Source organism: Comamonas sp. wu1-DMT (genome assembly GCF_040187805.1).
Classification (GTDB): domain Bacteria; phylum Pseudomonadota; class Gammaproteobacteria; order Burkholderiales; family Burkholderiaceae_C; genus Comamonas; species Comamonas thiooxydans.
The window spans coordinates 163085-184472 of the sequence record NZ_JBANEM010000003.1 but is presented as its reverse complement, the minus strand read 5'-3'; the positions used below and the strand labels follow the sequence as shown (position 1 = coordinate 184472).

Annotated in this window: 15 protein-coding genes and 2 pseudogenes; 9 read left to right on the top strand and 8 right to left on the bottom strand. The window is 63.4% G+C overall.

Features of this window, described 5'->3' with window-relative positions:
* Window positions 1–331: 331 nt before the first annotated feature.
* A complete protein-coding gene (locus V8Z78_RS06800) occupies window positions 332–535 on the bottom strand; it encodes a hypothetical protein (RefSeq protein WP_349731199.1) in 204 nt (67 codons plus the stop codon).
* Between V8Z78_RS06800 and V8Z78_RS06795 the strand changes: the two are divergent.
* Together V8Z78_RS06795 and V8Z78_RS06790 are read left to right on the top strand one after the other, a co-directional pair.
* A pseudogene (locus tag V8Z78_RS06795) lies at window positions 435–2346 on the top strand (ligand-gated channel protein). The gene V8Z78_RS06800 and the pseudogene V8Z78_RS06795 sit on opposite strands and share 101 nt — an antisense overlap.
* A 79-nt stretch (window positions 2347–2425) precedes the next feature.
* Window positions 2426–3394 (top strand): siderophore ABC transporter substrate-binding protein, encoded by a 969-nt coding sequence (locus tag V8Z78_RS06790; protein WP_349731123.1) that lies wholly within the window; start codon window positions 2426–2428, stop codon window positions 3392–3394.
* Window positions 3395–3507: 113 nt separating this feature from the next.
* Here V8Z78_RS06790 and V8Z78_RS06785 read toward each other — a convergent pair whose 3' ends face one another.
* From V8Z78_RS06785 to V8Z78_RS06775, 3 genes are all read right to left on the bottom strand, one after another.
* Window positions 3508–3939 carry a hypothetical protein gene (locus V8Z78_RS06785; RefSeq protein ID WP_003068510.1) on the bottom strand — a complete coding sequence of 144 codons (432 nt, stop codon included), beginning with the start codon at window positions 3937–3939 and terminating at the stop codon, window positions 3508–3510.
* A gap of 100 nt (window positions 3940–4039) precedes the next feature.
* A complete protein-coding gene (locus V8Z78_RS06780; RefSeq protein WP_349731122.1) occupies window positions 4040–4444 on the bottom strand; it encodes a hypothetical protein in 405 nt (134 codons plus the stop codon).
* A gap of 99 nt (window positions 4445–4543) precedes the next feature.
* The gene (locus tag V8Z78_RS06775; protein WP_349731121.1) at window positions 4544–5965 is read right to left on the bottom strand and encodes a heavy metal sensor histidine kinase; all 1422 of its coding nucleotides are present in this window, start codon (window positions 5963–5965) and stop codon (window positions 4544–4546) included.
* 58 nt (window positions 5966–6023) lie between these two features.
* Between V8Z78_RS06775 and V8Z78_RS06770 the strand changes: the two genes are divergently transcribed.
* Entirely contained in the window at window positions 6024–6365 is a 342-nt protein-coding gene (locus V8Z78_RS06770; protein ID WP_057093788.1) for a DUF5713 family protein, read from the top strand.
* Window positions 6366–6375: 10 nt separating this feature from the next.
* Here the strand turns inward: V8Z78_RS06770 and V8Z78_RS06765 are convergent, their stop codons facing one another.
* Window positions 6376–7065: a heavy metal response regulator transcription factor gene (locus V8Z78_RS06765; protein ID WP_179627157.1), complete on the bottom strand. Its 690-nt coding sequence runs from the start codon at window positions 7063–7065 to the stop codon at window positions 6376–6378.
* 147 nt (window positions 7066–7212) lie between these two features.
* On the opposite strand from V8Z78_RS06765, the gene V8Z78_RS06760 reads away from it, so the two are divergent.
* The 6 genes and pseudogenes from V8Z78_RS06760 (at window position 7213) to dsdA (ending at window position 17196) form a co-directional block, all read left to right on the top strand.
* The gene (locus tag V8Z78_RS06760) at window positions 7213–8526 is read left to right on the top strand and encodes a TolC family protein (protein ID WP_349731120.1); all 1314 of its coding nucleotides are present in this window, start codon (window positions 7213–7215) and stop codon (window positions 8524–8526) included.
* Between the two features lie 15 nt (window positions 8527–8541).
* Window positions 8542–9870 (top strand): efflux RND transporter periplasmic adaptor subunit, encoded by a 1329-nt coding sequence (locus tag V8Z78_RS06755; RefSeq protein ID WP_349731119.1) that lies wholly within the window; start codon window positions 8542–8544, stop codon window positions 9868–9870.
* Between the two features lie 142 nt (window positions 9871–10012).
* Window positions 10013–13135, top strand: coding sequence for an efflux RND transporter permease subunit (locus tag V8Z78_RS06750; protein ID WP_349731118.1), 3123 nt, complete (start codon window positions 10013–10015; stop codon window positions 13133–13135).
* Between the two features lie 228 nt (window positions 13136–13363).
* On the top strand, window positions 13364–13528 hold the full coding sequence (locus tag V8Z78_RS06745; RefSeq protein WP_171832550.1) for a hypothetical protein: 165 nt from the start codon (window positions 13364–13366) through the stop codon (window positions 13526–13528).
* Window positions 13529–13553: 25 nt separating this feature from the next.
* Window positions 13554–15788, top strand: coding sequence for a phosphocholine-specific phospholipase C (locus V8Z78_RS06740; RefSeq protein ID WP_314352432.1), 2235 nt, complete (start codon window positions 13554–13556; stop codon window positions 15786–15788).
* A 75-nt stretch (window positions 15789–15863) separates the two neighbouring features.
* Window positions 15864–17196, top strand: a pseudogene (gene dsdA / locus V8Z78_RS06735) (D-serine ammonia-lyase).
* Window positions 17197–17209: 13 nt separating this feature from the next.
* Here the strand turns inward: dsdA and V8Z78_RS06730 are convergent.
* The 3 genes from V8Z78_RS06730 to V8Z78_RS06720 form a co-directional block, all read right to left on the bottom strand.
* Window positions 17210–18472 (bottom strand): PQQ-dependent sugar dehydrogenase, encoded by a 1263-nt coding sequence (locus V8Z78_RS06730; RefSeq protein ID WP_003068547.1) that lies wholly within the window; start codon window positions 18470–18472, stop codon window positions 17210–17212.
* Between the two features lie 14 nt (window positions 18473–18486).
* Window positions 18487–20034, bottom strand: coding sequence for an FAD-linked oxidase C-terminal domain-containing protein (locus tag V8Z78_RS06725; protein WP_349731117.1), 1548 nt, complete (start codon window positions 20032–20034; stop codon window positions 18487–18489).
* Between the two features lie 138 nt (window positions 20035–20172).
* Window positions 20173–21294 (bottom strand): ABC transporter substrate-binding protein, encoded by a 1122-nt coding sequence (locus tag V8Z78_RS06720; protein WP_349731116.1) that lies wholly within the window; start codon window positions 21292–21294, stop codon window positions 20173–20175.
* Window positions 21295–21388: the final 94 nt, after the last annotated feature.

The following is a 21388-nucleotide window of genomic DNA, read 5'->3' as shown; positions in this document are numbered from 1 at the left end:
TTGGCGCTGGTTAGCGTCCTTGTCAAAGTACTTAACAGTAAAAATTCTTTGGAAGGCCTGTTGGTTGCGGTTACAATGAGAATTATTCGCAACAAGAAGACCTTGCGGTAATCTTTGACTCAGCCAGGCATGCACATTGAATGACTGCATGCCGCCATGCCCAGCTGCATGGTTTAGCCAGGACGATCTCATGTGCAGATCGTGATTGCCTTCTTCATCACTCCAACAGCGCGAATGCTTCGCTGACCTGCACCTGCTGTTCGTGGCTTTGGCCATGAGGCGCAGCCGTGTCTGGTCGATGTGCATCTTCTTCCAAACTCATCATGCAAATTCATGCAGCCGCTGCTGCAGGCCTGGCCATGGCCTGCGCGTCTTCGTCTTTCCGTCCTCTGTTCACCACCCGCCGGTCGCTGCGTCCTGTGCTGGGCATGGCGCTGGCTGCAGCAGGCCTGCTGACCCACGGGCTGACGGCGGCACAGGAGAAATCGCTGGAGACCGTGGTGGTGACGGCCTCGGGCTTCGAGCAGGAGATCAAGGATGCGCCGGCCTCGATTTCCGTCATCACCCGCGAAGAGCTGGAAAAAGGCAGCTACAACAATCTGCATGATGCGCTGCGCGATGTGCCCGGCGTGAATCTGGTGCCTTCGGACAACAATTCCAACGACATCAGCCTGCGCGGCATGGGCGTGAACTACACCCTGATCCTGGTGGACGGCAAGCGCACCAATACCCGCGAAACCCAGGCCAACGGCTCCACCGGCACCGACCAGAGCTGGGTGCCGCCGCTGGAGGCGATAGAGCGCATCGAGGTGGTGCGCGGCCCCATGTCCTCGCTCTACGGCTCGGACGCCATGGGGGGGCGTGATCAACATCATCACGCGCAAGGTGGCCAAAGAGTGGATGGGCTCCATCCGCACCGAGGCCACGCTGCAGGAGCGCTCTTCCTCGGGCAATATCTACCAGAGCAATTTCTATCTGTCCGGCCCCATACAGACCGATCTGCTGGGCCTGAGCATCTACGGCAACTACAACAAGCGAGGCGAGGACAACATCCTCAACGGCTACAACGACTACGACAACCGCGCGCTCAACGTCAAGCTGGCACTGACGCCCAACAAGGACCACGACATCATTGCCGAGCTGGGCACGGGCAAGCAGCACTACACATCGACGCCGGGCAAGACACTGGCGGCCACGGCCGCACTCAGCGACCGCAAGTTCGAGCGCGACAACTTCTCGCTGCAGCACAAGGGACGCTGGGGCTGGGCGTCCTCGGACACCTATCTGCAGCAGGAGAAGACGCGCAATCTGTCGCGCGACATGACCATCAAGAACACGGTGTTCAACAGCAGCTGGGTGGCGCCGCTGGGGGCCAGTCATCTGCTGACCACGGGTGTGAGCTACAACGAGCAGGACCTGACGGACACCACCACCAACACCTTGCCCAATGCCAGCCGCACCAGCATCAACCGCAGCCAGTGGGCCGTGTTTGCCGAGGACGAATGGCGTCTGCACCAGGACTTTGCGCTGACCGGCGGCCTGCGCTACGACCATGACAGCCAGGCTGGCGGCCAGGTCAGCCCGCGCCTGTATGGCGTGTGGAATCTGGCCCCGCAGTGGACGGTCAAGGGCGGTGTCTCCACGGGCTTTCGTGCGCCGTCGCTGCGTCAGACCGTGGGTGACTGGGGCCAGAGCAGCCGTGGCGGCAATATCTACGGCAACCCCGATCTGAAGCCCGAAACCTCGCTGACCAAGGAAATCGGCGTGCTCTACGACAGCGGCGCCGGCACCACGGCGGGGCTGACGGTGTTCGACAACGAGTTCGAGGACAAGATAACCCGCGTGGCCTGCCCCAGCTGCGGCCCGCTCAACAGCTCGGGCCGCGTGCCCACCACGAACATCAATGTGGACAACGCCATCACGCGCGGCGTGGAGGCTTCGCTGGGCACCCAGCTGAGCAAGACGCTGCGCCTGAAGACCAACTACACCTTCACCAAGTCCGAGCAAAAGAGCGGCCAGTTTGCCGGCCTGCCGCTGAACCAGCTGCCGCGCCATCTGTTCAATGTCTCGCTGGACTGGAGCCCCACGGCCCAGCTCAACGGCTGGCTCAAGGCTTCCTACCGCGGTGAGGAAAGCGCCCCCACGGGCGGAGCGTCCTCGGGCAGCTTCACCCAGAAGAGCTACACCATGCTGGACCTGGGCGGCTCCTACAAGCTCAGCAAGACCGTCACGCTGTACGCGGGCATCTACAACCTGCTGGACAAGCAGGTCATCTATGACGGCGTCAATTACGACACTGTGCTCGACGGCCGCCGCTACTGGCTGGGCATGAACGTCAAGTTCTGATTATCGCCATCGCAGCCGTTGCCAAGATTCGCGGCAAGGGCTACTGACTTTTCTTCTGTTTTGCTTTTCAAGGTTCTTCATGCAGCAACTGATCAGCCGTCGCGCCGCCACCCTGGCACTGCTGACGACGGCCGGAACCGCCTGGGCGCAAACGCAGGCGGACCAGCCGTCTGCGGCCCAACCCGTCCGTATCCAGGTCGAGCATGCCAGGGGCGTGGCCGAGCTGCCTTTCGCTCCCCGGCGTGTGGTGGTGTACGACCTGGCTTCGCTGGACACCATGCAGGCGCTCAAGCTGCCGGTGACGGGAGTGCCCAAGGTCCATTTTCCCGCCTATCTGGCGGGCTACGCCGATGCCCGCTATCAGGTGGCTGGCTCGCTGTTCGAGCCCGACTACGAGGCGCTGAGCCGCATCCGCCCCGATCTGATCGTGGTGGCCGGCCGCTCGGCCAGCAAGTACGAAGCGCTGAGTCGCATCGCGTCCACGCTGGATCTGAGTACCTCGGGCAAGGATTTGCTGGGCGATATGCAGCGAAATGTGACCGCACTGGCCAGCCTGTGGGGCAAGCAGGCGCAGGGCGAGCAGCTCATGCAGCAGGTGCGCAGCGATGTGCAGGCCACCCGCGCTGCCGCAGCCAAGGCCGCACCGGGCCTGCTGGTGCTGGCCGTCAACAAAAACATGAGCGCCCAGACCCCGGGTTCGCGCTTCGGTCTGCTGCATGACGTGCTGGGCATCAAGCCTGCCTTGCCCACAGATCCGGCGCAGGCGCGCGGCATTGCGCTGAAGATGGACGATATTGCCAGGATAGACCCAGAGTGGCTGTTCGTGATCGACCGCAATGCGGGCACGGGCAGCACCAGGGACAAGGACGGCAAGCCGGTGGTGCCGTCGCGTGAGCTGTTCGACAACGACACCATCAAGAACACCCGTGCAGGCCGCAAGCAGCAGCTGGTGTTCGTCGATCCCCAGCTCTGGTATTTGCTGGGCAGCAGCGGTCCCCAGGCCATGCGGGCCAATGCGCGGCAGATTCGCGCTGCATTCGAGCGCTAGGCTTCGCGGGAGGTGGAAAATTTAATAGCTGCTCTCGCCAATAAACAAAGGGGTTCAATGCATTCATGCACTGAACCCCTTTGTTTTAATACGCAGCAAGCTATCAAAAAATATCAGGCATCGGGCGCGGAAGGCTCGGGCGGCAGCAGCTGTTTGCCAATCAGCTGCCAGGCCTTGGCGGCATCGGTCTGGCCGGCAAACAGGTGGCAGCTGGCGGCCGTCATGGCGATGCGACCGTTCTCTGGCTCCAGGTCGAAGGCCAGCTCGCATTGCGCAGCGGCGTTGGCCCACATGACCAGCGCGTTGCGGTTCTCTTCCTTCTGCAAGGCGTGGGCCTCGGCCATCCAGGCCTGTGCCAGGCGAAAGGCGGCTTCGGGCTCGCTCATATCGGCCTTGTGCGCCAGATAGAACTCCTTGCCGGCGGCCTGCCAGAATGCGCGGGCCTGCTCGAAGTCCTGCGTGGCAATCTTCTGGGCCTGCTGTACCAGCGCGTTGCCGGCCTGCAGATGGGCCTGATAGGTGGATGCGTCTTGATCTTGGGACATGGCGCTTATTGTCCTCATTGCAGGGCCCGGCCGAACCCGCCCACGCGCATCGCCCCTGGACAGGCCCGGGGCATTGCCGGTGCCTGCCGGCGGCTCGCCGCTAGTAGCGGAAGTCCAGCTGATGCGGGCCCTTGCCGATCTCTGCCGCCTGGGTCTGGCTGGTGCCCTCCCTGGTGGTGGCGGTGATCTTGTAGCTGCCGGCGGGCAGCTGGATCAGACAGACCGGGCCGTTAGCCGTGAAGCGGCTGCTGTCCTTGCCGGAGCTGACCTCGACCGCCACATTGGCCAGATAGGCGCCGTCCTTTTGCGCAAACAGCAGCGACAGCGGGTAGTCCTTCATCGCGGCGCGCATGAGTGTGGATTCATCTTCGCCTATGCCGCCGCAGCTGTAGCGCAGCACGCCGGCCTGCTGCATATCGGGAATCCGGCCCTGAGCCAGAGCGGGCAGGCCGATACCGGCACTGGCGGCCAGAACCAGGCAGGCAGCGTTTCTCAAGCAATGCATGGTGTTTCCTTTCAGCGATACACGGCCGGCCATCTTGCGGCCTGAGCGCGCAGCTCCATGTCATCCCTGCTCGGTGCTGCGTGTGGGCCTCATCGGCTTTTACGCCAGGTTGCCGGATGAAGCAGGCGCCCGGGCCTGCGCATCCTGTCCCGCAGGCAGGCTCAGCCCGATGGAGGTGACAGAGCGGTCGGAGTGCGCAAACGCCTGTCCGCCATGCATGCGCGCGATCGCGGCCACGATGGACAGGCCCAGGCCGTGGTTGCGATCGGCCTGGCTGCGGGCTGCGTCCGAGCGATAGAAACGGTCAAACAGTCTGGGCAGATGTTCTGCGGCAATGGCCTGGCCCTGGTTCTGCACCGCCAGCCTGACCTGGCCGGCCTGCGGCATGCTGATCTGAATCTCTATGCAGCTGCCCGGCGTGGCATAGCGCGTGGCATTGCCCAGCAGATTGGACAGCGCCCGGCGCAGCAGTCGCGCATCGACCTGGGCCTGTGCATCGCCCTGCACCCGCACCTGCAGATCGGCTTCCTGCAGCGCGGCCTCGTGATACTCCACCACTTCGTGCGCGAGGCTGGCCAGGCTGGCCACCTGAATGCGGTGCGCGCTCTCGCCGCGATCGGCGTGAGAGAGAAAAAGCATGTCCGCCACGATGCCGGCCATGCGCTGCAGATCTTCAAGATTGGAAGCCAGGATATCGCGCAGCTCGTCGGCATCGCGGGGCTTGCGCAGAGCCAGCTCGCAACTGCTGATGAGCGTGGTCAGAGGGGTGTTGAGCTCATGGGCCACATCGGCATTGAAGGCCTCCATCTGTCGGTAGGCCACGGCCAGCCGCTCCAGCAGCGCGTTGAACTGTGCAATCAGCGGACGCAGCTCCTGGGGCTGGTTGCTGTCGTCAAGCCTGGTCTGCCAGTCGTGCGTGAGATCCTTTGCGCCCAGTTGCCGGGTCTGCTCCACCAGCGAATGCAGAGGCGCCAGCCCGCGGCGCACCAGCCAGGCGCTGAATAGCGACACCAGCAGCGCACCGCTGACGGCGGCCAGGCCCAGAATCCAGGCCAGCTGGCGCAGCAGGGCATCGTCGGGGCGGCGGTCCAGCATCAGCAGCACCTGCACGAGCTGCTGTTCCTGCTGGTCCACATGGGCTGGCAGCACGACGCTGAAGCTGCGCCGTGCGCTGTGAACATCGTCCAGGGGCTGGTGCAGTTTCTCGAACAGCAGTGCGCCGCTGGCATAGCTGACGCGGATCGACATATCCTCGTGGCCCGTGAGAAAGTCGGACAACATGTGCTGCATGCTGGACGCGGAGCGGTTGGCACGCGCCTGTTGCAGAAGATGCGTTACCGTGACCTGCTTTTGCTCCAGGCTTTCCTGCTGGCGCTGGGCCAGTGCCAGCCAGCTGCCCCAGTAAACGGCAACGCAGACCAGGCCCAGGCCCAGCATGGTCTGCAGGGCCAGCGAGCGCGACAGCCGGCGGCTCAGGTTCGGGATCTGAGGAGTGCTTGGAGAGACGTGATCAGCGGTCATGAGTGGCTGCTATGCTGGAAGATTCATTGTTTGCGGTTTGCTGGAAAAGGAACGGACCATGAGTCTTGGTAACGCCATCATGAACAACTACGCCTTCTTGCTGGAGATGTACGAGGACAGCTATTTCCCTGAAGAACTGGTTCGCAAGGGCGAGGATATTCTGAGAGAACTCTGCCTGCAGATAGAGCAGCAAAAGCCGCAGGATCTGGAGCAGCTGTATCGATTGGCCCACGCTGCGACCGAGCGTTTCAACGATCTGCAGCAGGAGTTCGAAGAGCAGGGCAGCGAGATAGAGACGGCGGCACGTGAATGCATTGCGGCTGACTTCGAGGCCGTAGCCAAGGCTTATGGTTTTGAAGATGCGGATGTGGAGGAACTGATCGCCCCACGCGAATGGTAGGCGCCGGGGCTCAGGCCTCGGGGCGCAGCTCCAGCACATAGCCCATGCCGCGCACCGTGTGCAGCAGGGGCAGCTCGAACGGTGCGTCGAGCTTGAGGCGCAGGCGGCGCACGGCGACCTCGACGACATTGGTTTCGCTGTCGAAGTTCATGTCCCAGACCTGGGAGGCCAGCTCGGTGCGCGACAGCACTTCGCCCTGGCGCCGCAGCAGCAGACTCAGCAGATTGAACTCCTTGGCCGTCAGGTCCAGTCGCTGTCCCGCACGCGTGGCGCGGTGACGCAGCAGATCCAGCTCCAGATCGGCCATGCGCAGCACAGTGGCTTCAGGCGTGGCCTGGGCCTGCAGGCCGCGGCGCAGCAGTGCATGAATGCGGGCCACCAGTTCTGAAAATGCAAAAGGCTTGACCAGGTAGTCATCGGCGCCGGCCTGCAGTCCTTTGACGCGGTCTTCCACCTGGGCGCGGGCCGTGAGCATGAGCACTGGTGTCTGGCGGGACTGGCGCAGAGCCGCCAGCACGGCCAGGCCGTCTATGCCGGGCAGCATGCCGTCCAGAATGATGAGGTCGTAGGGCTGCTCGGTGGCCAGATGCAGGCCGTCAATGCCGTTGTGTGCGGCATCGACCACAAAGCCTTCCTCGCCCAGGCCTTTTTGCAAGTATTCGGCGAGTTTGGTTTCGTCCTCGATGACTAGAAGCTTCATGCGCAGATTGTCGAGCAAGTCGGTCGTTTGCGAAGATGACAAATTTGTCATCTTGAGGTCAGAACCCTGTGGGGGCCGCGAGGCTAGATTTGCTCCGCTTGCACAAGACTGCCAATGGAAGGGCAGGCATGCCGGCGGAGCATCACCATGACATTCATCACCAAGGCGGCCGCTGTGTTGCTGGGCAGCGGTTTGGGCCTTTTCGTGCCTTGTGCCTGGGCGCAACAAGCTGCGCCAACAGCAGCAACAGCAGCAACAGCAGCAACAGCAGCAACAGCAGCAACAGCAGCAACAGCAGCGGCAGCCGCCCCCATCAGCCTGCAGGCCGCACTGGCGCTGGCCATGGAGCACAACCCTGGTCTGCGAGCGGCAGCGCAGGCCCTGGCGGCCAGCGAGGGGGCATTGATCCAGAGTCGCGCCAGACCCAATCCCGAGCTGGCCTATTCGCAGGAAGACACGCGCCGCGAAACCAGGTCCATGACTCTGCAATGGAACCAGTCCATAGAGATCGGCGGCAAGCGCGAGGCCCGCATGAAGGCGGCCGAACATGGTCGCGAACTGGCCCGAGCCGAGCTGGAGGCCGCGCAGGCCGGTCTGCGTGCCGATGTGCGCACGGCATTTGCCAATGTGCTGGCCGGCCAGCAACGCGTGCAGCTGCATCAGAAGACGCTGGAGATTGCCAGCAGCGCCCGCGATGCCGCGGCCAAGCGCGTGCTGGCAGGCAAGGTGGCTCCCCTGGAGGAAACCAAGGCCCGCGTGGCCGAGAGCAGTGCCGAGCTGGCGCTGGCGCAAGCGCGCTCCGGTCTGCGTGTGGCACGTCAGCAACTGGCGGCGCTGTGGGGAGCGCAGCCTGCGGCATTTGGCAGTGCGGTGGGGGAGCTGGCGCAACTGCCTGTGCTGCCCGATGAAGGCCTGATGCTGGAAAAGCTGGAGCATTCACCGCAGATGCTGCGCGCGCAGCAGGCCGTTTTTCAAGCCAGGTCCGTCGCCGAGCTCGAGCGTGCCAAGCGCCTGCCTGACCCCAGCGTGAGTCTGGGCATGAAGCGTGCACAGGAAGTGGGACGCAATCAGCTGGTGGTGGGTATCTCGGTGCCGCTGCCGATTCTGGACAGCAACCGCGGCAATCAGCTGCAGGCGCTGCGTCTGGCCGACAAGGCCGAGGACGAGCTGCTGGCCACACGCCAGCAAATGTACGCACAGTTGCAGCAGCAACGCGAGCAACTGCAGTCCAGCCGGGCCCAGGCCGAGCAACTTGCACAGCAGGTCCTGCCGGCAGCCGAGTCCGCTTACGAAGTCGCAGCCAAGGGCTTTGCCCTGGGCAAGTTCAGCTATCTGGAAGTGCTGGATGCCCAGCGCACGCTGGCCGAGGCACGAAGCCTCTATCTGGAGCAGCTGGTGGCAACCCATCAGGCGGCTGCGGACATCACCCGCCAACTGGGCGATGTGCCCGGTCTTGAGTAAGAACAAGCACATATCATGAATTCCACATCCCCTAAGCCCCGCCGCACGGCGATTGCCATCGCCATCATTCTGGCGCTCGGCGCGGCCGCTGCTGCAGCCATTGTCTACGGTACGCAGCCGGCGGCTGTCAGCGCTGAAGGCCACGGTCACGGTGCTGCAGAGAAGAGTCATGCCCATGAAGAAAACAACGGGCATGAGCATGACGAAAAAGAGGGGCATGACCATGGCAGCGAGCCTGGGCATGAACAGGCAGCAAGCGCCGGAAAACCTGCAGCCAAGCCCGAATCCGCTCATGCCGATGATGAGGATGAAGGCCTGCTCAAACTCGATGCCGAGCGCGCCAGGGCTGCGGGCGTGGCGCTGGCCGAGGCCGGCCCGGCGTTGATAGCCAGCATGCTGCAGTTGCCGGGCGAGATTCGCTTCAACGAGGACAGGACGGCTCATGTGGTGCCGCGGGTGGCGGGCGTGGCGGAGAGCGTGGCGGCCAATCTGGGGCAGGTGGTCAAGAAGGGCCAGTTGCTGGCCACCCTGACCAGCCCTGCGGTATCCGAGCAGCGCAGCGAGCTGATGGCCGCGCAAAAGCGTCTCGCACTGGCGCGCACCACCTACCAGCGCGAAAAGCAGCTGTGGCAGGAAAAGATCTCGGCCGAGCAGGACTATCTGCAGGCCCAGCAGGCACTGCGCGAGGCCGAGATCGCATCCGCCAATGCGCAACAGAAGCTGGCTGCAATCGGTGCCGGCTCAGGCACTGCCGGGGCGCTGAACCGCTTCGAGCTGCGCGCGCCCTTCGATGGGGTGGTGGTGGAAAAGCATCTTGCCGTGGGCGAAGCCGTGCAGGACAGCACGGCCGTGTTCACCATCTCCGATCTGCGTTCGGTCTGGGCTGAAATGAAGGTGACCGCCAGCGACCTGCCCTTTGTGCGCGTGGGCGAAAAGGCCACTGTGCATGCGACGGCCTTTGAATCGAAAGCCACGGGGACGGTAGCCTATGTGGGCGCCTTGATAGGGCAGGAAACCCGCACGGCACCGGCACGCATCACCCTGGACAACCCGGATGGCATCTGGCGTCCGGGCCTCTTCGTGAATGTGGATCTGACGGCATCCAGCCAGAAGGCGGCGGTGACGGTGGCCAGTGCGGCCATCCAGAAGATCGACGGCGACAAGCCCGTGGTGTTTGTGCCGGTGGACGGCGGCTTCAAGGCGCAGGCCCTGAAGCTGGGCAAGACCGATGGCCAGAACACCGAAGTGCTGCAGGGCCTGAGTACAGGCCAGCGCTATGTGAAGGACGGCAGCTTCGTCCTGAAGTCCGAGCTTGGCAAGGCAACAGCCGAGCATGTGCACTGATTAGCCACCCCCTGAGGCGCGGCGCCCCCAAGGGGGACGACACCTTCGCCTGGGTGGCCCCGCCGCGAGGCGGCTCTTGCTCGGTGTCTCTGGTTTGGATTGCGCCAGTGTGACAGGGCAGATGAAGATATTTGGAGTTTGAATGTTTGAGCGCATCATCCGCTTTGCGATTGCCCAGCGCTGGCTGGTCATGCTGGCCACGCTTGCCCTGGTGGGCCTGGGTATCTACAACTACCAGCGTCTGCCCATCGATGCCGTGCCCGACATCACCAATGTGCAGGTGCAGATCAATACCTCGGCTCCAGGCTATTCGCCGCTGGAGACCGAGCAGCGCGTCACCTTCCCCATAGAGACCGTGATGGCCGGCCTGCCGGGGCTGGAGCAGACCCGCTCGCTGTCGCGCTACGGCCTGTCCCAGGTGACGGTGGTATTCAAGGACGGCACGGACATCTACTTTGCACGCCAGTTGGTTAACGAGCGCATGCAGCAGGCGCGCGATGCCCTGCCGGCGGGTGTCGCGCCTGCGCTGGGACCTATCTCCACGGGGCTGGGCGAGATCTATCTGTGGACCGTGGAGGCCGATGAGGGTGCCACCAGACCCGACGGCTCGCCCTATACCCCCATGGATCTGCGCGAGATCCAGGACTGGGTCATCAAGCCCCAGCTGCGCAATGTGGCGGGAGTGACCGAGATCAACTCCATCGGCGGCTTCGCCAAGGAATATCTGGTGGCACCGCAGCCGCAAAAGCTGGCGGCCTATGGTTTCACGCTGGCCGATATCGTCGCGGCGCTGGAGCGCAACAACACCAATGTGGGCGCCGGCTATATCGAGCGCCAGGGCGAGCAGTATCTGATCCGCGCACCGGGACAGGTGGTGGGCATTGCCGATATTCGCGAAGTCATCGTGGGCTCGGCGCAAGGCCAGCCGATTCGCGTGCGCGATCTGGCCGATGTGGGCCTGGGCCGCGAGCTGCGCACGGGAGCTGCCACGGACAACGGACGCGAAGTGGTGCTGGGGACGGTGTTCATGCTGATTGGCGAGAACAGCCGTGCCGTGGCGCAGGCGGTGCATGAGCGCATGCAGGTGATCAACAAAAGCCTGCCGCCCGGCGTGAAGGCCGTGACGGTGTACGACCGGACCAATCTGGTGGACAAGGCCATTGCCACGGTCAAGAAGAATCTGATCGAGGGAGCAGCTCTGGTGGTGGCGATCCTGTTCCTGTTTCTGGGCAATCTGCGGGCGGCGCTGATCACGGCGCTGATCATTCCGCTGTCCATGCTGTTCACCTTCACGGGCATGGTGCAGATGCGCGTCAGCGCCAATCTGATGAGCCTTGGGGCGCTGGACTTCGGCATCATCATTGATGGCGCGGTGGTTATCGTGGAGAACTGCGTGCGCCGTCTGGCCCATGCCCAGGCAGCAGCAGGCCGATCATTGACCCGCAGCGAACGTTTCGAGGAAGTGTTTGCGGCAGCCAGGGAGGCAAGGCGTCCGTTGCTGTTCGGTCAGCTCATCATCATGGTGGTCTATCTGCCCATTTTTGCGCTTACCGGTGTGGAAGGAAAGATGTTCCACCCCATGGCGCTGACGGTGGTGATCGCGCTGCTGGGTGCCATGCTGCTGTCCATCACCTTCATCCCTGCCGCGATTGCGCTGTTTATGGGCGACAAGGTGGCCGAGAAGGAAAACCGTTTGATGGAGTGGGCGCGTCGTGCCTATGCGCCGGTGCTGGACAAGGTCATGCATGCACCAGCAGTGGTGTTGACGGCGGCCAGCGTCATCGTTGCCCTGAGCCTGCTGCTGGCCACGCGCATGGGCAGCGAGTTTGCCCCCAATCTCAATGAGGGCGACTTTGCGATTCAGGCGTTGCGCATACCGGGCACCAGCCTTACGCAGTCGGTGCAGATGCAGATGCAGATCGAGAGCGAGCTCAAAAAGCAGTTCCCTGAGATCGAGCGTGTGTTTGCGCGCACCGGCACGGCAGAGATCGCCTCCGACCCCATGCCGCCTAATATTTCGGATGGCTACATCATGCTCAAGCCGCGTGAGCAATGGCCCGATCCGGCGCGCTCGCGTGACGATCTGCTGGCTGCCGTACAAGAGACCGTGGAAAAGATTCCGGGCAGCAACTACGAGTTCTCGCAGCCGATTCAGCTGCGCTTCAACGAGCTGATTTCGGGCGTGCGCAGCGATGTGGCCGTCAAGATCTTCGGCGATGACATGGTCCAGCTGGAAAAGTCCGCGCAGGCCGTAGCCGCCATGCTGCAAAAGATTCCTGGTGCCTCCGAGGTCAAGGTCGAGCAGACCACGGGCCTGCCCATGCTCACGGTGCAGATTGACCGCGAAAAAGCCTCGCGTTACGGTCTGAACATGGGTGATGTGCAAGATGCCATCAGCACGGCTTTTGGCGGGCGTGAAGCCGGCACGGTGTTCGAGGGAGATCGACGTTTTGCCATCCAGGTTCGCCTGCCCGAGGCCATGCGCAGCGATGTGGACAGCATAGGCCGCCTGCCGATTGCGCTGCCGCGCGGCGGCGACGGGCGTCTGGGCTTTGTGCCGCTGTCATCGGTGGCGACGGTGGAGCTGGCACCGGGGCCCAATCAAGTGAGCCGCGAGGACGGCAAGCGCCGTATCGTTGTCAGCGCCAATGTGCGCGGGCGAGATATCGGCTCCTTTGTGGCACAGGCTCAGCAGGAACTCGAAGGTGTTGCGTTGCCTGCAGGTTACTGGACACGCTGGGGCGGAACTTTCGAGAACCTGGAGTCGGCCCGCCAGCGCCTGATGGTCGTGGTGCCCGTGGCGCTGGCGCTGGTGTTCACGCTGTTGTTTGCTATGTTCGGCAATGTACGCGACGGTCTCATTGTCTTCACCGGCATTCCGTTTGCCTTGACCGGCGGGATTGCGGCGCTGTGGCTGCGCGGCATTCCGCTGTCCATTTCGGCGGCCATCGGTTTTATCGCCCTATGCGGCGTGGCCGTGCTCAACGGCCTGGTCATGATCTCCTATATCCGCAGCTTGCGCGAACAGGGCATGGATCTGGAACAGGCCGTGACCGAAGGGGCGCTCACGCGTCTGCGTCCCGTGTTGATGACGGCCCTGGTGGCATCGCTGGGCTTTGTGCCCATGGCGATTGCCACGGGAACGGGGGCCGAGGTGCAAAGGCCGCTGGCCACGGTGGTGATTGGCGGCATTCTCTCGTCCACGGTGCTGACGCTGTTGGTGCTTCCGCTGCTGTACAGACTCGGTTACCAGAAGCACCAATAACCGTGCAAGCGTCAGTGCTCTGAACGGCGTTGCAATGTCTTCTGCACAGGGCCGATGCGAATGCATCGGCCCTTTTTGCATGGCGCTTCGTGCCGAGCAAGGCCCGCGAATTCCGGGCGCTGGCGCGATGCGAGGAAACGGATTGAAACACGGACGTCATCGGCATGACACGAGCTTTTCCTAGATTCTTGCCGGTCGAAACCTGTCGACATCCAAGTGAAAGACTCCATGCAAAACAAGCGTTTGATCAAGGCGCTGGCGCTCGTCTGCCTGACGGCAGCCACGCTGGCCGCCTGTGGTGGCAGCGATGACAGCCCGCCTGTCCCGACGACCCCCACCAATCCCACGACCCCCACCGAGCCGGCCAAGCCGGAGATGCGCTGTGCTCCCTGAGCGCGGTGACAGACAAGGCTTCACCATGATTTCGCGACGCAACCTTCTGCAGGCCGGCAAGAACGCCGCCTTTTCCGCTGCCGCACTGGCGGCCTTTCCGCCCAGCATCCGCCGTGCGCTGGCCATTCCTGCCAACAACGTCACGGGCACGGTCATGGACGTGCAGCATGTGGTGATCCTGATGCAGGAAAACCGCTCTTTCGACCAGTACTTCGGCACACTCAAGGGGGTGCGCGGCTTTGGCGACCGGATGACGATTCCCGTGCCCAACGGCCGCAAGGTCTGGCAGCAGGAGCGTGCCAACGGTACGGTCATCACGCCCTACCATCTGGACGGAACGGCCAACAACGCGCAGCGCGTTTCCGGCACCCCTCATTCCTGGCTGGACAGTCAGCAGGCCTGGGACAACGGCCGCATGTCGCGCTGGCCCGTGGCCAAGACGGACACCTCCATGGGCTATTTCAAGGAGCAGGAGCTGCCCTACCAGTTCGCGCTGGCCAATGCCTTCACGATCTGCGATGCCTACCACTGCGCCATGCACACCGGAACCGACGCCAACCGGTCATTCCACATGACAGGCACCAACGGTGCCATACCGCAGAACGTGGCCTTCGTGAATAACGAGTGGGATGCCATCAACGGCGTGCCCAGCGACGCCAACACCGGCTACACATGGAAGACTTATGCCGAGCGGCTGCAGGAAGCCGGGGTGAGCTGGATCAGCTACCAGAACATGCCCGACGAATGGGGCGACAACATGCTGGGGGCGTTCCAGAACTTCCGCAGAGCGAATCTGGCCTCCGGCTTTCCTGTCTCCAGCGGCGGAGCGCCCAATGCGCCGTATACCAACACCGGCCAGGCCTTGCCCTACCACGCCTATGATGCGGCCAGCGACAACGCTGCCAACCCGCTGTACAAAGGCGTGGCCAACACCTTGCCCGGCAACAAGCCCGAGGAATACCTGGACGCCTTCAAGCGCGATATTCGCGAAGGCAAGCTGCCCCAGGTGTCCTGGGTCAATGCACCGTCCATCTATTGCGAACACCCCGGCCCATCCAGCCCGGTGCAGGGCGCCTGGTTTCTGCAGGAGGTGCTGGACGCGCTGACGGCCAATCCCGAGGTCTGGAGCAAGACCGTGCTGCTGGTCAACTTCGACGAAAACGACGGCTACTTCGACCATATGCCTTCGCCCTCGGCGCCATCGCAGAACGCCGACAAGACCTATGCAGGCAAGACCACGCTGCCGGAGGCCGATCTGCAGGCCGAGTACTTCACGCATGGTGCGCCGGTCGGCAGCCGCAGCCAGCCCGCCCCCGATGGCCGTGTCTACGGTCCCGGGCCGCGCGTTCCGCTGTATGTGATCTCGCCCTGGAGTCGTGGCGGCTGGGTCAACTCGCAGGTATTCGACCATACGTCGGTGCTGCGTTTTCTGGAGGCCCGCTTTGGCGTGAAGGAACCCAATATCAGCCCGTTCCGTCGTGCGGTATGTGGAGATCTTCTGAGCACCTTCAACTTCAAGACGCCGAACAACGAGACCCTGCCCCTGCTGGCCGGACGATCCACACGTGATGTCGCCGACCAGCTGCGTGCCGATCAGCAAAAGCTGCCCGCCGTGCCGGTGCCGCGCGATATGCAGCTGCCTTTGCAGGCGGTCGGTACGCGTCCCTCGCGGGCCTTGCCCTACGAGCTGCACACCAGTGCGCGCTGTCAGGCCAACAGCCAGGTGGAGCTTGTGTTTGCCAACACCGGTACACAGGCGGCCGTCTTCCATGTCTATGACCGCTACAAGCTGGATCGCACGCCGCGTCGCTATATGGTGGAAGCGGGCAAGACGCTGTCCGATACCTGGGATGCCGTGCGCGACAATTTCGGCAAGTACGATCTCTGGGTGCTGGGTCCCAACGGTTTTCACCGTCACTTCAAGGGCGACCTGAATCGCCTGGGCAGTACACAGGCTGCCCCCGAGGTGCGTGTCTGCTACGACATCGCCAATGGCAATGTCTATGTGGATCTGATGAACAAGGGCACTCAGGCTGCGGTGTTCACCATCACACCCATGGCCTACCTGAGCGACGGTCCATGGACGGTTAGCGTTGCCGCTGCCGCCAGCGCCGAGAGGCATTGGGAGCTGAAGGCCAGCGGCCAGTGGTATGACTTTGCCGTAACCTGCAACAGCGATCCGGCGTACTACCGGCGCTTTGCCGGCCGCGTGGAAACCGGTCAGCACACGATCAGCGACCCTGCCATGGGCGAGGTATAGCGACCATGCTGCGCCTTTGCTGACCTGTCTGGCATGCACCATTGGCCCTAATATGGCGGTCTTGTATGACGATGGATGCCTGCCATGACTTTCCCCGCACTGCGCGACCTTGTTGAAGACCTGCGTCATGCCCGGCCCGCGCTATGGGCCGGGCGCAGCGAGGGGGCTCGGCCCACGCACTCTATAGACGCAGCTCAGGTTCAGCAGGCTGTACAGCGTTTTGAACGTTTTGCACCCTTGCTGGCGCAGCTGTTTCCAGAGTTGCAGGCGTCTGGCGGACGTATTGAGTCGGCGCTGCTGCACGTGCCGCAGATGCAGCAGGCTTTGCAGCTGCCAGAGCAACTGGGTCGGCTCTGGCTCAAGGCCGATCACAGCCTGCCTGTAGCGGGCTCCATCAAGGCACGCGGTGGCGTGCATGAGGTGCTGGAGTATGCGGAGCAGATCGCTTTGCAGCATGGCCTGCTGGCCGATGGCGAATATCTGCAACTGGCCTCCGATGCTGCGCGTGCGGTGTTCGCCAGCTACCAGGTGGCGGTAGGCTCCACGGGCAATCTGGGCCTGTCGATTGGCGTCATGGCTTCGGGCCTTGGCTTCAAGGCAACGGTCCATATGTCTGCCGATGCCAAGGAGTGGAAAAAGCAGCGCCTGCGAGCCCGTGGCGTGCAGGTGGTGGAGCATGCCGGCGACTATGCCCAGGCCGTGGCCGCAGGCCGCGCGCTGGCCGACCAGGATACGCACTGTCACTTTGTGGATGACGAGCATTCGCTTTCGCTGCTGCTTGGCTATGCGGCGGCGGCTCCGCACCTGGTCGCGCAACTTGCAGAGAACGGGACTGCCGTGGATGAGACGCATCCTTTGTTTGTCTATATTCCCTGCGGCGTTGGGGGGGGCGCCCGGCGGCGTGGCGCTGGGTCTGCAGCAGGCATTCGGGCCGCATGTGCATTGTTTTTTTGCCGAGCCCGTGCAGTCGCCCTGCTTCATGGTGGAGATGCTCGCCGGTGCTGCAGCGCTGCCTGGTCTGGAAGCCCATCCTTCGGTCTATGAGCTGGGCCTGAACAACCAGACCGAGGCCGATGGCTTGGCAGTGCCGCGTGCATCGGAGCTGGCTGCCGACGTGGTGCGTGGTTTTCTCGGCGGAGTTTTCACGGTGGAGGACGAAACCCTGTTTTGTCATCTGTGCCTGTTGAAGGATAGAGAGGGGCTGCAGATCGAGCCATCGGCCGCAGCGGGCTTTAGCGGTCCGCGCGCCCTTTGGGAGAGTGTTGCGGGTCAGGATTATCTGCAGCGCCAGAAGCTGCTGCCGCACATGGCAAACGCCACACATATTGTCTGGACCACGGGCGGCCTGTTTGTCCCCGACGAGGAGTACGCGAGGTTTCTGGCACGTGGACGCGATCTGCTGAACTGAGCACCTTACCTGGTTACCTGGGTCTTGGCGCCGTGCCCGCTTCACTCATCAGCATCAGCAGGCTGCGGTTGAAGTCCTCCACTACCAGCAGGCGGCCCGCATGATCGAGGCCCATGCCCGTGGGGCGCCCGCCGGGGCGCAGACCGGGCCTGGCGTCCCAGTTGCTCAGCCATTGAATGGGTTTGCCAGAGGGCCGGCCCTTGTCGTCGCGCGCAAAGCCCACTAGGCGTTGACCGTCTGCGCGTTGGCCGTGCCAGGCCACCAGCAATTGCCCGCCAAACGCGCTGCCCATAGGCGTGGCCAGCATTTGCAGCGGAGCCACGTGGGCGGGCCAAAGCATATGCGGTGCCTCGGTCTTGCTGCAGTCAAAGCGCTTTTCATAACCCTGTGCGTTCTGGCGTGCGCCTATGCAGTAAGGCCAACCGTAGTCGGCACCCGCGCGCAGCAGGTTGAGCTCCTCCGGCGGTTGCCTGGGGTCGCGGTAGTCGATATTGTTTTCGCCTTGCCAGACGGTGCCTGCCGCAGGGCCGTCGGGCATCACGGCCAGCGCCATGGAGTTGCGCAGGCCGCTGGCAAAGGGTTTGAATTCCTTGACGGGCTGCTTTCCGGCCTGCAGCACCATGCGCCAGACGGCAGCGCGCGGCATGGCCGCGCTGCGCTCGGGGCAGGGCACGGCTTGCTTCTGGTCTTCACCCCGGCAGGCATCGGTGGCCGATCCCATATTGACGTAGAGGCTGCCGTCCGGCGCAAACGCCAGCTCCTTGAGCAGGTGCGCACCGTCGGCCGGCAGGCCGCTGGCCAGCAACTCGGGCTGAGGTGTCTGTCCGAGTGAAGGCACTGCAGCGCGCCATATCTTGTCGGCCTCGCCGATATAGATTTTTCCGTCCGGACCGCGCGCCATGCCCGAAGGGTAGTTGAGCTTGCTCAGCAACACTCTGGCTTCGACGGCCCTGGCCGTGGTGTTGGCATTGGCGGGAGTCGCCGCATCTGGCGGCAGGCGCAGCTCGATCAGCTGGCCCACCTGGGGCATCCAGTTGCCCATGTCCAGCACCCAGATACGGCCCGGCTCAATCTCCAATACGCGGCGCGGAAAGCGCAGACCATGGGCATCGTCGGCTATCAGCCCTACGCAGGTGCCCGAGGGACTGGTGATGGCCAGGCGTGGATAGATACCGCATTTGCCGGTGGAGGCATAGCCGCGTGCATGCGCACCTGGGCTGGCAACCATGAGCAGCAGCGCAGACAGTCTCAGAATCAACCTGTATTTGCGCTGCATGGTTCTCCAGGAGGTTAAAAGCGCGGCAGATCGGGGTGGGCAATCTGTCCGCCGCGCACCAGCATCTTGCCGTACTCGGCGCAGCGGTTGAGCGTGGGAATCACCTTGCCGGGGTTGAGCAGCGATTGCGGATCAAACGCCGCCTTGAGCGCGAACATCTGGGCGTTCTCGGTCGTTGTGAACTGGGTGCACATGCTGTTGAGCTTTTCCACGCCCACACCATGCTCGCCCGTCACCGTGCCGCCCATGGCCACGCTGGTTTCCAGAATGTCGGCTCCGAACAGCTCGCAGCGGTGCAGTTCGTCGGGGTTGTTGGCATCGAACAGTATCAAGGGGTGCAGATTGCCGTCTCCTGCATGGAACACGTTGGCGCAGCGCAACTGGTATTTCTTCTCCATCTCCTGAATCGCCAGCAGGATGTCGGCCAGACGCTTGCGCGGAATGGTGGAGTCCATGCACATGTAATCGGGGCTGATACGACCGCTTGCGGGGAAGGCGTTCTTGCGCCCGCTCCAGAAGCGCAGACGCTCTTCCTCGCTTTCGCTGACGGTGATGGCCGTGGCGCCGGCGTGGCGCAGAACTTCGCTCATGCGGGCGATCTCTTCCTCGACCTCCTCGGGCGTGCCGTCACTCTCGCACAGCAAGATGGCTTGCGCCGTGAGGTCGTAGCCGGCACGCACAAAGTCCTCCACGGCGGCCGTCATGGGCTTGTCCATCATTTCCAGTCCGGCGGGAATGATGCCGGCCGCGATCACCGCAGCCACTGCGTCGCCCGCTTTGCGCACATCGTCGAAGCTGGCCATGATGCAGCGCGCCAGCTGGGGCTTGGGCACGAGTTTGACCGTGACCTCGGTCACCACGGCCAGCATGCCTTCGCTGCCTATCATGACGGCCAGCAGGTCCAGGCCGGGGGTGTCGAGCGCATCCGAGCCGAACTCGACGGGCTCGCCTTCGATGCTGAAGCCTTTGACCCTGAGCACGTTGTGCACCGTGAGCCCGTACTTGAGGCAGTGCACGCCGCCCGAGTTCTCGGCCACATTGCCGCCGATGGTGCAGGCGATCTGGCTGCTGGGGTCGGGCGCATAGTACAGACCGTAGGGGGCAGCGGCTTCGCTGATGGCGAGGTTGCGCACACCGCACTGCACCAGGGCTGTACGGCTGTAGGCATCGACCTTGAGGATTTTGTTGAATTTGGCCAGCGACAGCGTCACGCCCATGGGGTGAGGCATGGCGCCACCCGAAAGCCCGGTGCCCGCGCCACGTGCAATGACGGGCGCTCCTATGGCGTGGCAGGCCTGGAGCACAGCTTGCACCTGAGCATAAGTCTCGGGCAGGCAGACCAGCAGAGGGCGCTGGCGGTAGGCCGTCAGTCCGTCGCACTCATAGGGCGTGGTGTCTTCGCTCTGATAGAGCAGGGCATGCGCCGGCACATGGGGGCGCAGTGCCTCCACCACCTCGGCCTGGCGCCGAGCACGCTCGGACTGCTCGGGCGGGTGGTGTGCGGCGTTGGCCGCTGCGCTGGAGGTGGCGACGAGATCGGTAAAAGTGCTGGCGAACGTCATGCCTGCAAATGTAGGGGATGCGCCCGCGCATTGGTGTGAGCTTTATTGCAAAGCTGCTTGAAATGCTTTGCGACGATGATGATATTTGCTCTTGAAACAATAGCTATTGACGATTGATGAATAAGACTTGGAGTTGATTTATTCCCTGAAATGACCGCTCGCATCAATCATGGTCAGCCCCACATAGCTGGAGCCGCTGCGCGGCGGTGTGAAGCGCAGATGCATGGCGCCGTAGCGAATCTCGCCCATGGCGTCGAGGGCGGCCAGCAAGCCCGCTCGATTGCTTGTGGGCGCAGCTTTACGCAGCGCATCCAGCAAGGTTCGGGTGTTGAGAAAGACTTCCAGGCCCAGATAGGAGGCCGGCGGCATGCCGCCGTGGTCGAGGAGCTGCTGGTAGTCCTTGATGGCCGGAACCGCGCCCTTCCAGGGGCTGGGTACCAGGGTGGTGAAGGCAATGCCGCGTGTATAAGGGCCCAGCCCTTGCACCACCGCACGGTTGGCCTGGGCGGCCAGGTTGTAGAAAGGCGCCGTGACATGAGCCTGTCTGGCCATGGTGATCAGACCTATGGTGGCAGGGGCGCCCGCCAGCACGATGACGCCTTGGAGATCGGGCAGGGCGGCCAGCTGTCTGGCCAGGTCCGGGGTGTTGCTGCCCGAAGCCTCCACGGCCAGAGTTGCCGCGGCCTTGAGATCATTGGCTGCAAAGGCGTTCAGGGCGATCTGCAGGCTGTTTTTGCCGAAGCCGTCGTTCTGGTGAACGATGGCGATCCGCCGCAGACCTATGGTCTGCATCTGCTGCAGCATGGCCGCGACTTCTGCCTGGGTGCTGGCGCGCAGCGGATAGATGAAACGGCCCGGCTGCTGGCGCATGCTGCCGGCTCCGGCAATCACGCCCACCAGGGCCGTCTGGCCTTGCTGTACCTCGGGTTGCATGGCTGTGCAACTGGCCGTTCCCCAGCAGTTGAGCAGGGCCAGGGCTCCTTCCTGGATCAGTTGGCGTGCATTGCCGGCGGCGCGCTGCGGCTCGTAGCCATCGTCCAGCACCTTGAGTGTCAAAGCTTTGCCGCCCAGGCCTCCCTGCTTGTTGAATGCCTCCACCTGCGCCTGCATGATGCTCATCCCTTCCTTGCCGGCCTCGGCCTGCGAGCCTGACAGTGGCAAGCTGGCGCCTATGGTGAGCTTGTTCTCCTGCGCATGCAGGGTCAGGCAGGCGGTGATGCCGGCGGCCAGTAGCCAGGCGCAGCGCGATGGGGTTTGCATGGGTCTCCTCCTCGTTGTTGTGAGCCCATGGTGGGAGGACTGCAACAAGGGGGGGAGAGGGCAACTGTGGCCATGTCGGCTGGGGGCGACGTTA

Coding starts and splice junctions, on each gene's coding strand:
- V8Z78_RS06740 (WP_314352432.1), top strand. CDS start 13,554: ATGATTTCGCGACGCAACCTTCTGCAGGCCGGCAAGAACGCCGCCTTT.
- V8Z78_RS06770 (WP_057093788.1), top strand. CDS start 6,024: ATGAGTCTTGGTAACGCCATCATGAACAACTACGCCTTCTTGCTGGAG.
- V8Z78_RS06785 (WP_003068510.1), bottom strand. CDS start 3,939: ATGTCCCAAGATCAAGACGCATCCACCTATCAGGCCCATCTGCAGGCC.
- V8Z78_RS06775 (WP_349731121.1), bottom strand. CDS start 5,965: ATGACCGCTGATCACGTCTCTCCAAGCACTCCTCAGATCCCGAACCTG.
- V8Z78_RS06730 (WP_003068547.1), bottom strand. CDS start 18,472: ATGCAGCGCAAATACAGGTTGATTCTGAGACTGTCTGCGCTGCTGCTC.
- V8Z78_RS06760 (WP_349731120.1), top strand. CDS start 7,213: ATGACATTCATCACCAAGGCGGCCGCTGTGTTGCTGGGCAGCGGTTTG.
- V8Z78_RS06725 (WP_349731117.1), bottom strand. CDS start 20,034: ATGACGTTCGCCAGCACTTTTACCGATCTCGTCGCCACCTCCAGCGCA.
- V8Z78_RS06780 (WP_349731122.1), bottom strand. CDS start 4,444: ATGCATTGCTTGAGAAACGCTGCCTGCCTGGTTCTGGCCGCCAGTGCC.
- V8Z78_RS06750 (WP_349731118.1), top strand. CDS start 10,013: ATGTTTGAGCGCATCATCCGCTTTGCGATTGCCCAGCGCTGGCTGGTC.
- V8Z78_RS06765 (WP_179627157.1), bottom strand. CDS start 7,065: ATGAAGCTTCTAGTCATCGAGGACGAAACCAAACTCGCCGAATACTTG.
- V8Z78_RS06745 (WP_171832550.1), top strand. CDS start 13,364: ATGCAAAACAAGCGTTTGATCAAGGCGCTGGCGCTCGTCTGCCTGACG.
- V8Z78_RS06720 (WP_349731116.1), bottom strand. CDS start 21,294: ATGCAAACCCCATCGCGCTGCGCCTGGCTACTGGCCGCCGGCATCACC.
- V8Z78_RS06790 (WP_349731123.1), top strand. CDS start 2,426: ATGCAGCAACTGATCAGCCGTCGCGCCGCCACCCTGGCACTGCTGACG.
- V8Z78_RS06755 (WP_349731119.1), top strand. CDS start 8,542: ATGAATTCCACATCCCCTAAGCCCCGCCGCACGGCGATTGCCATCGCC.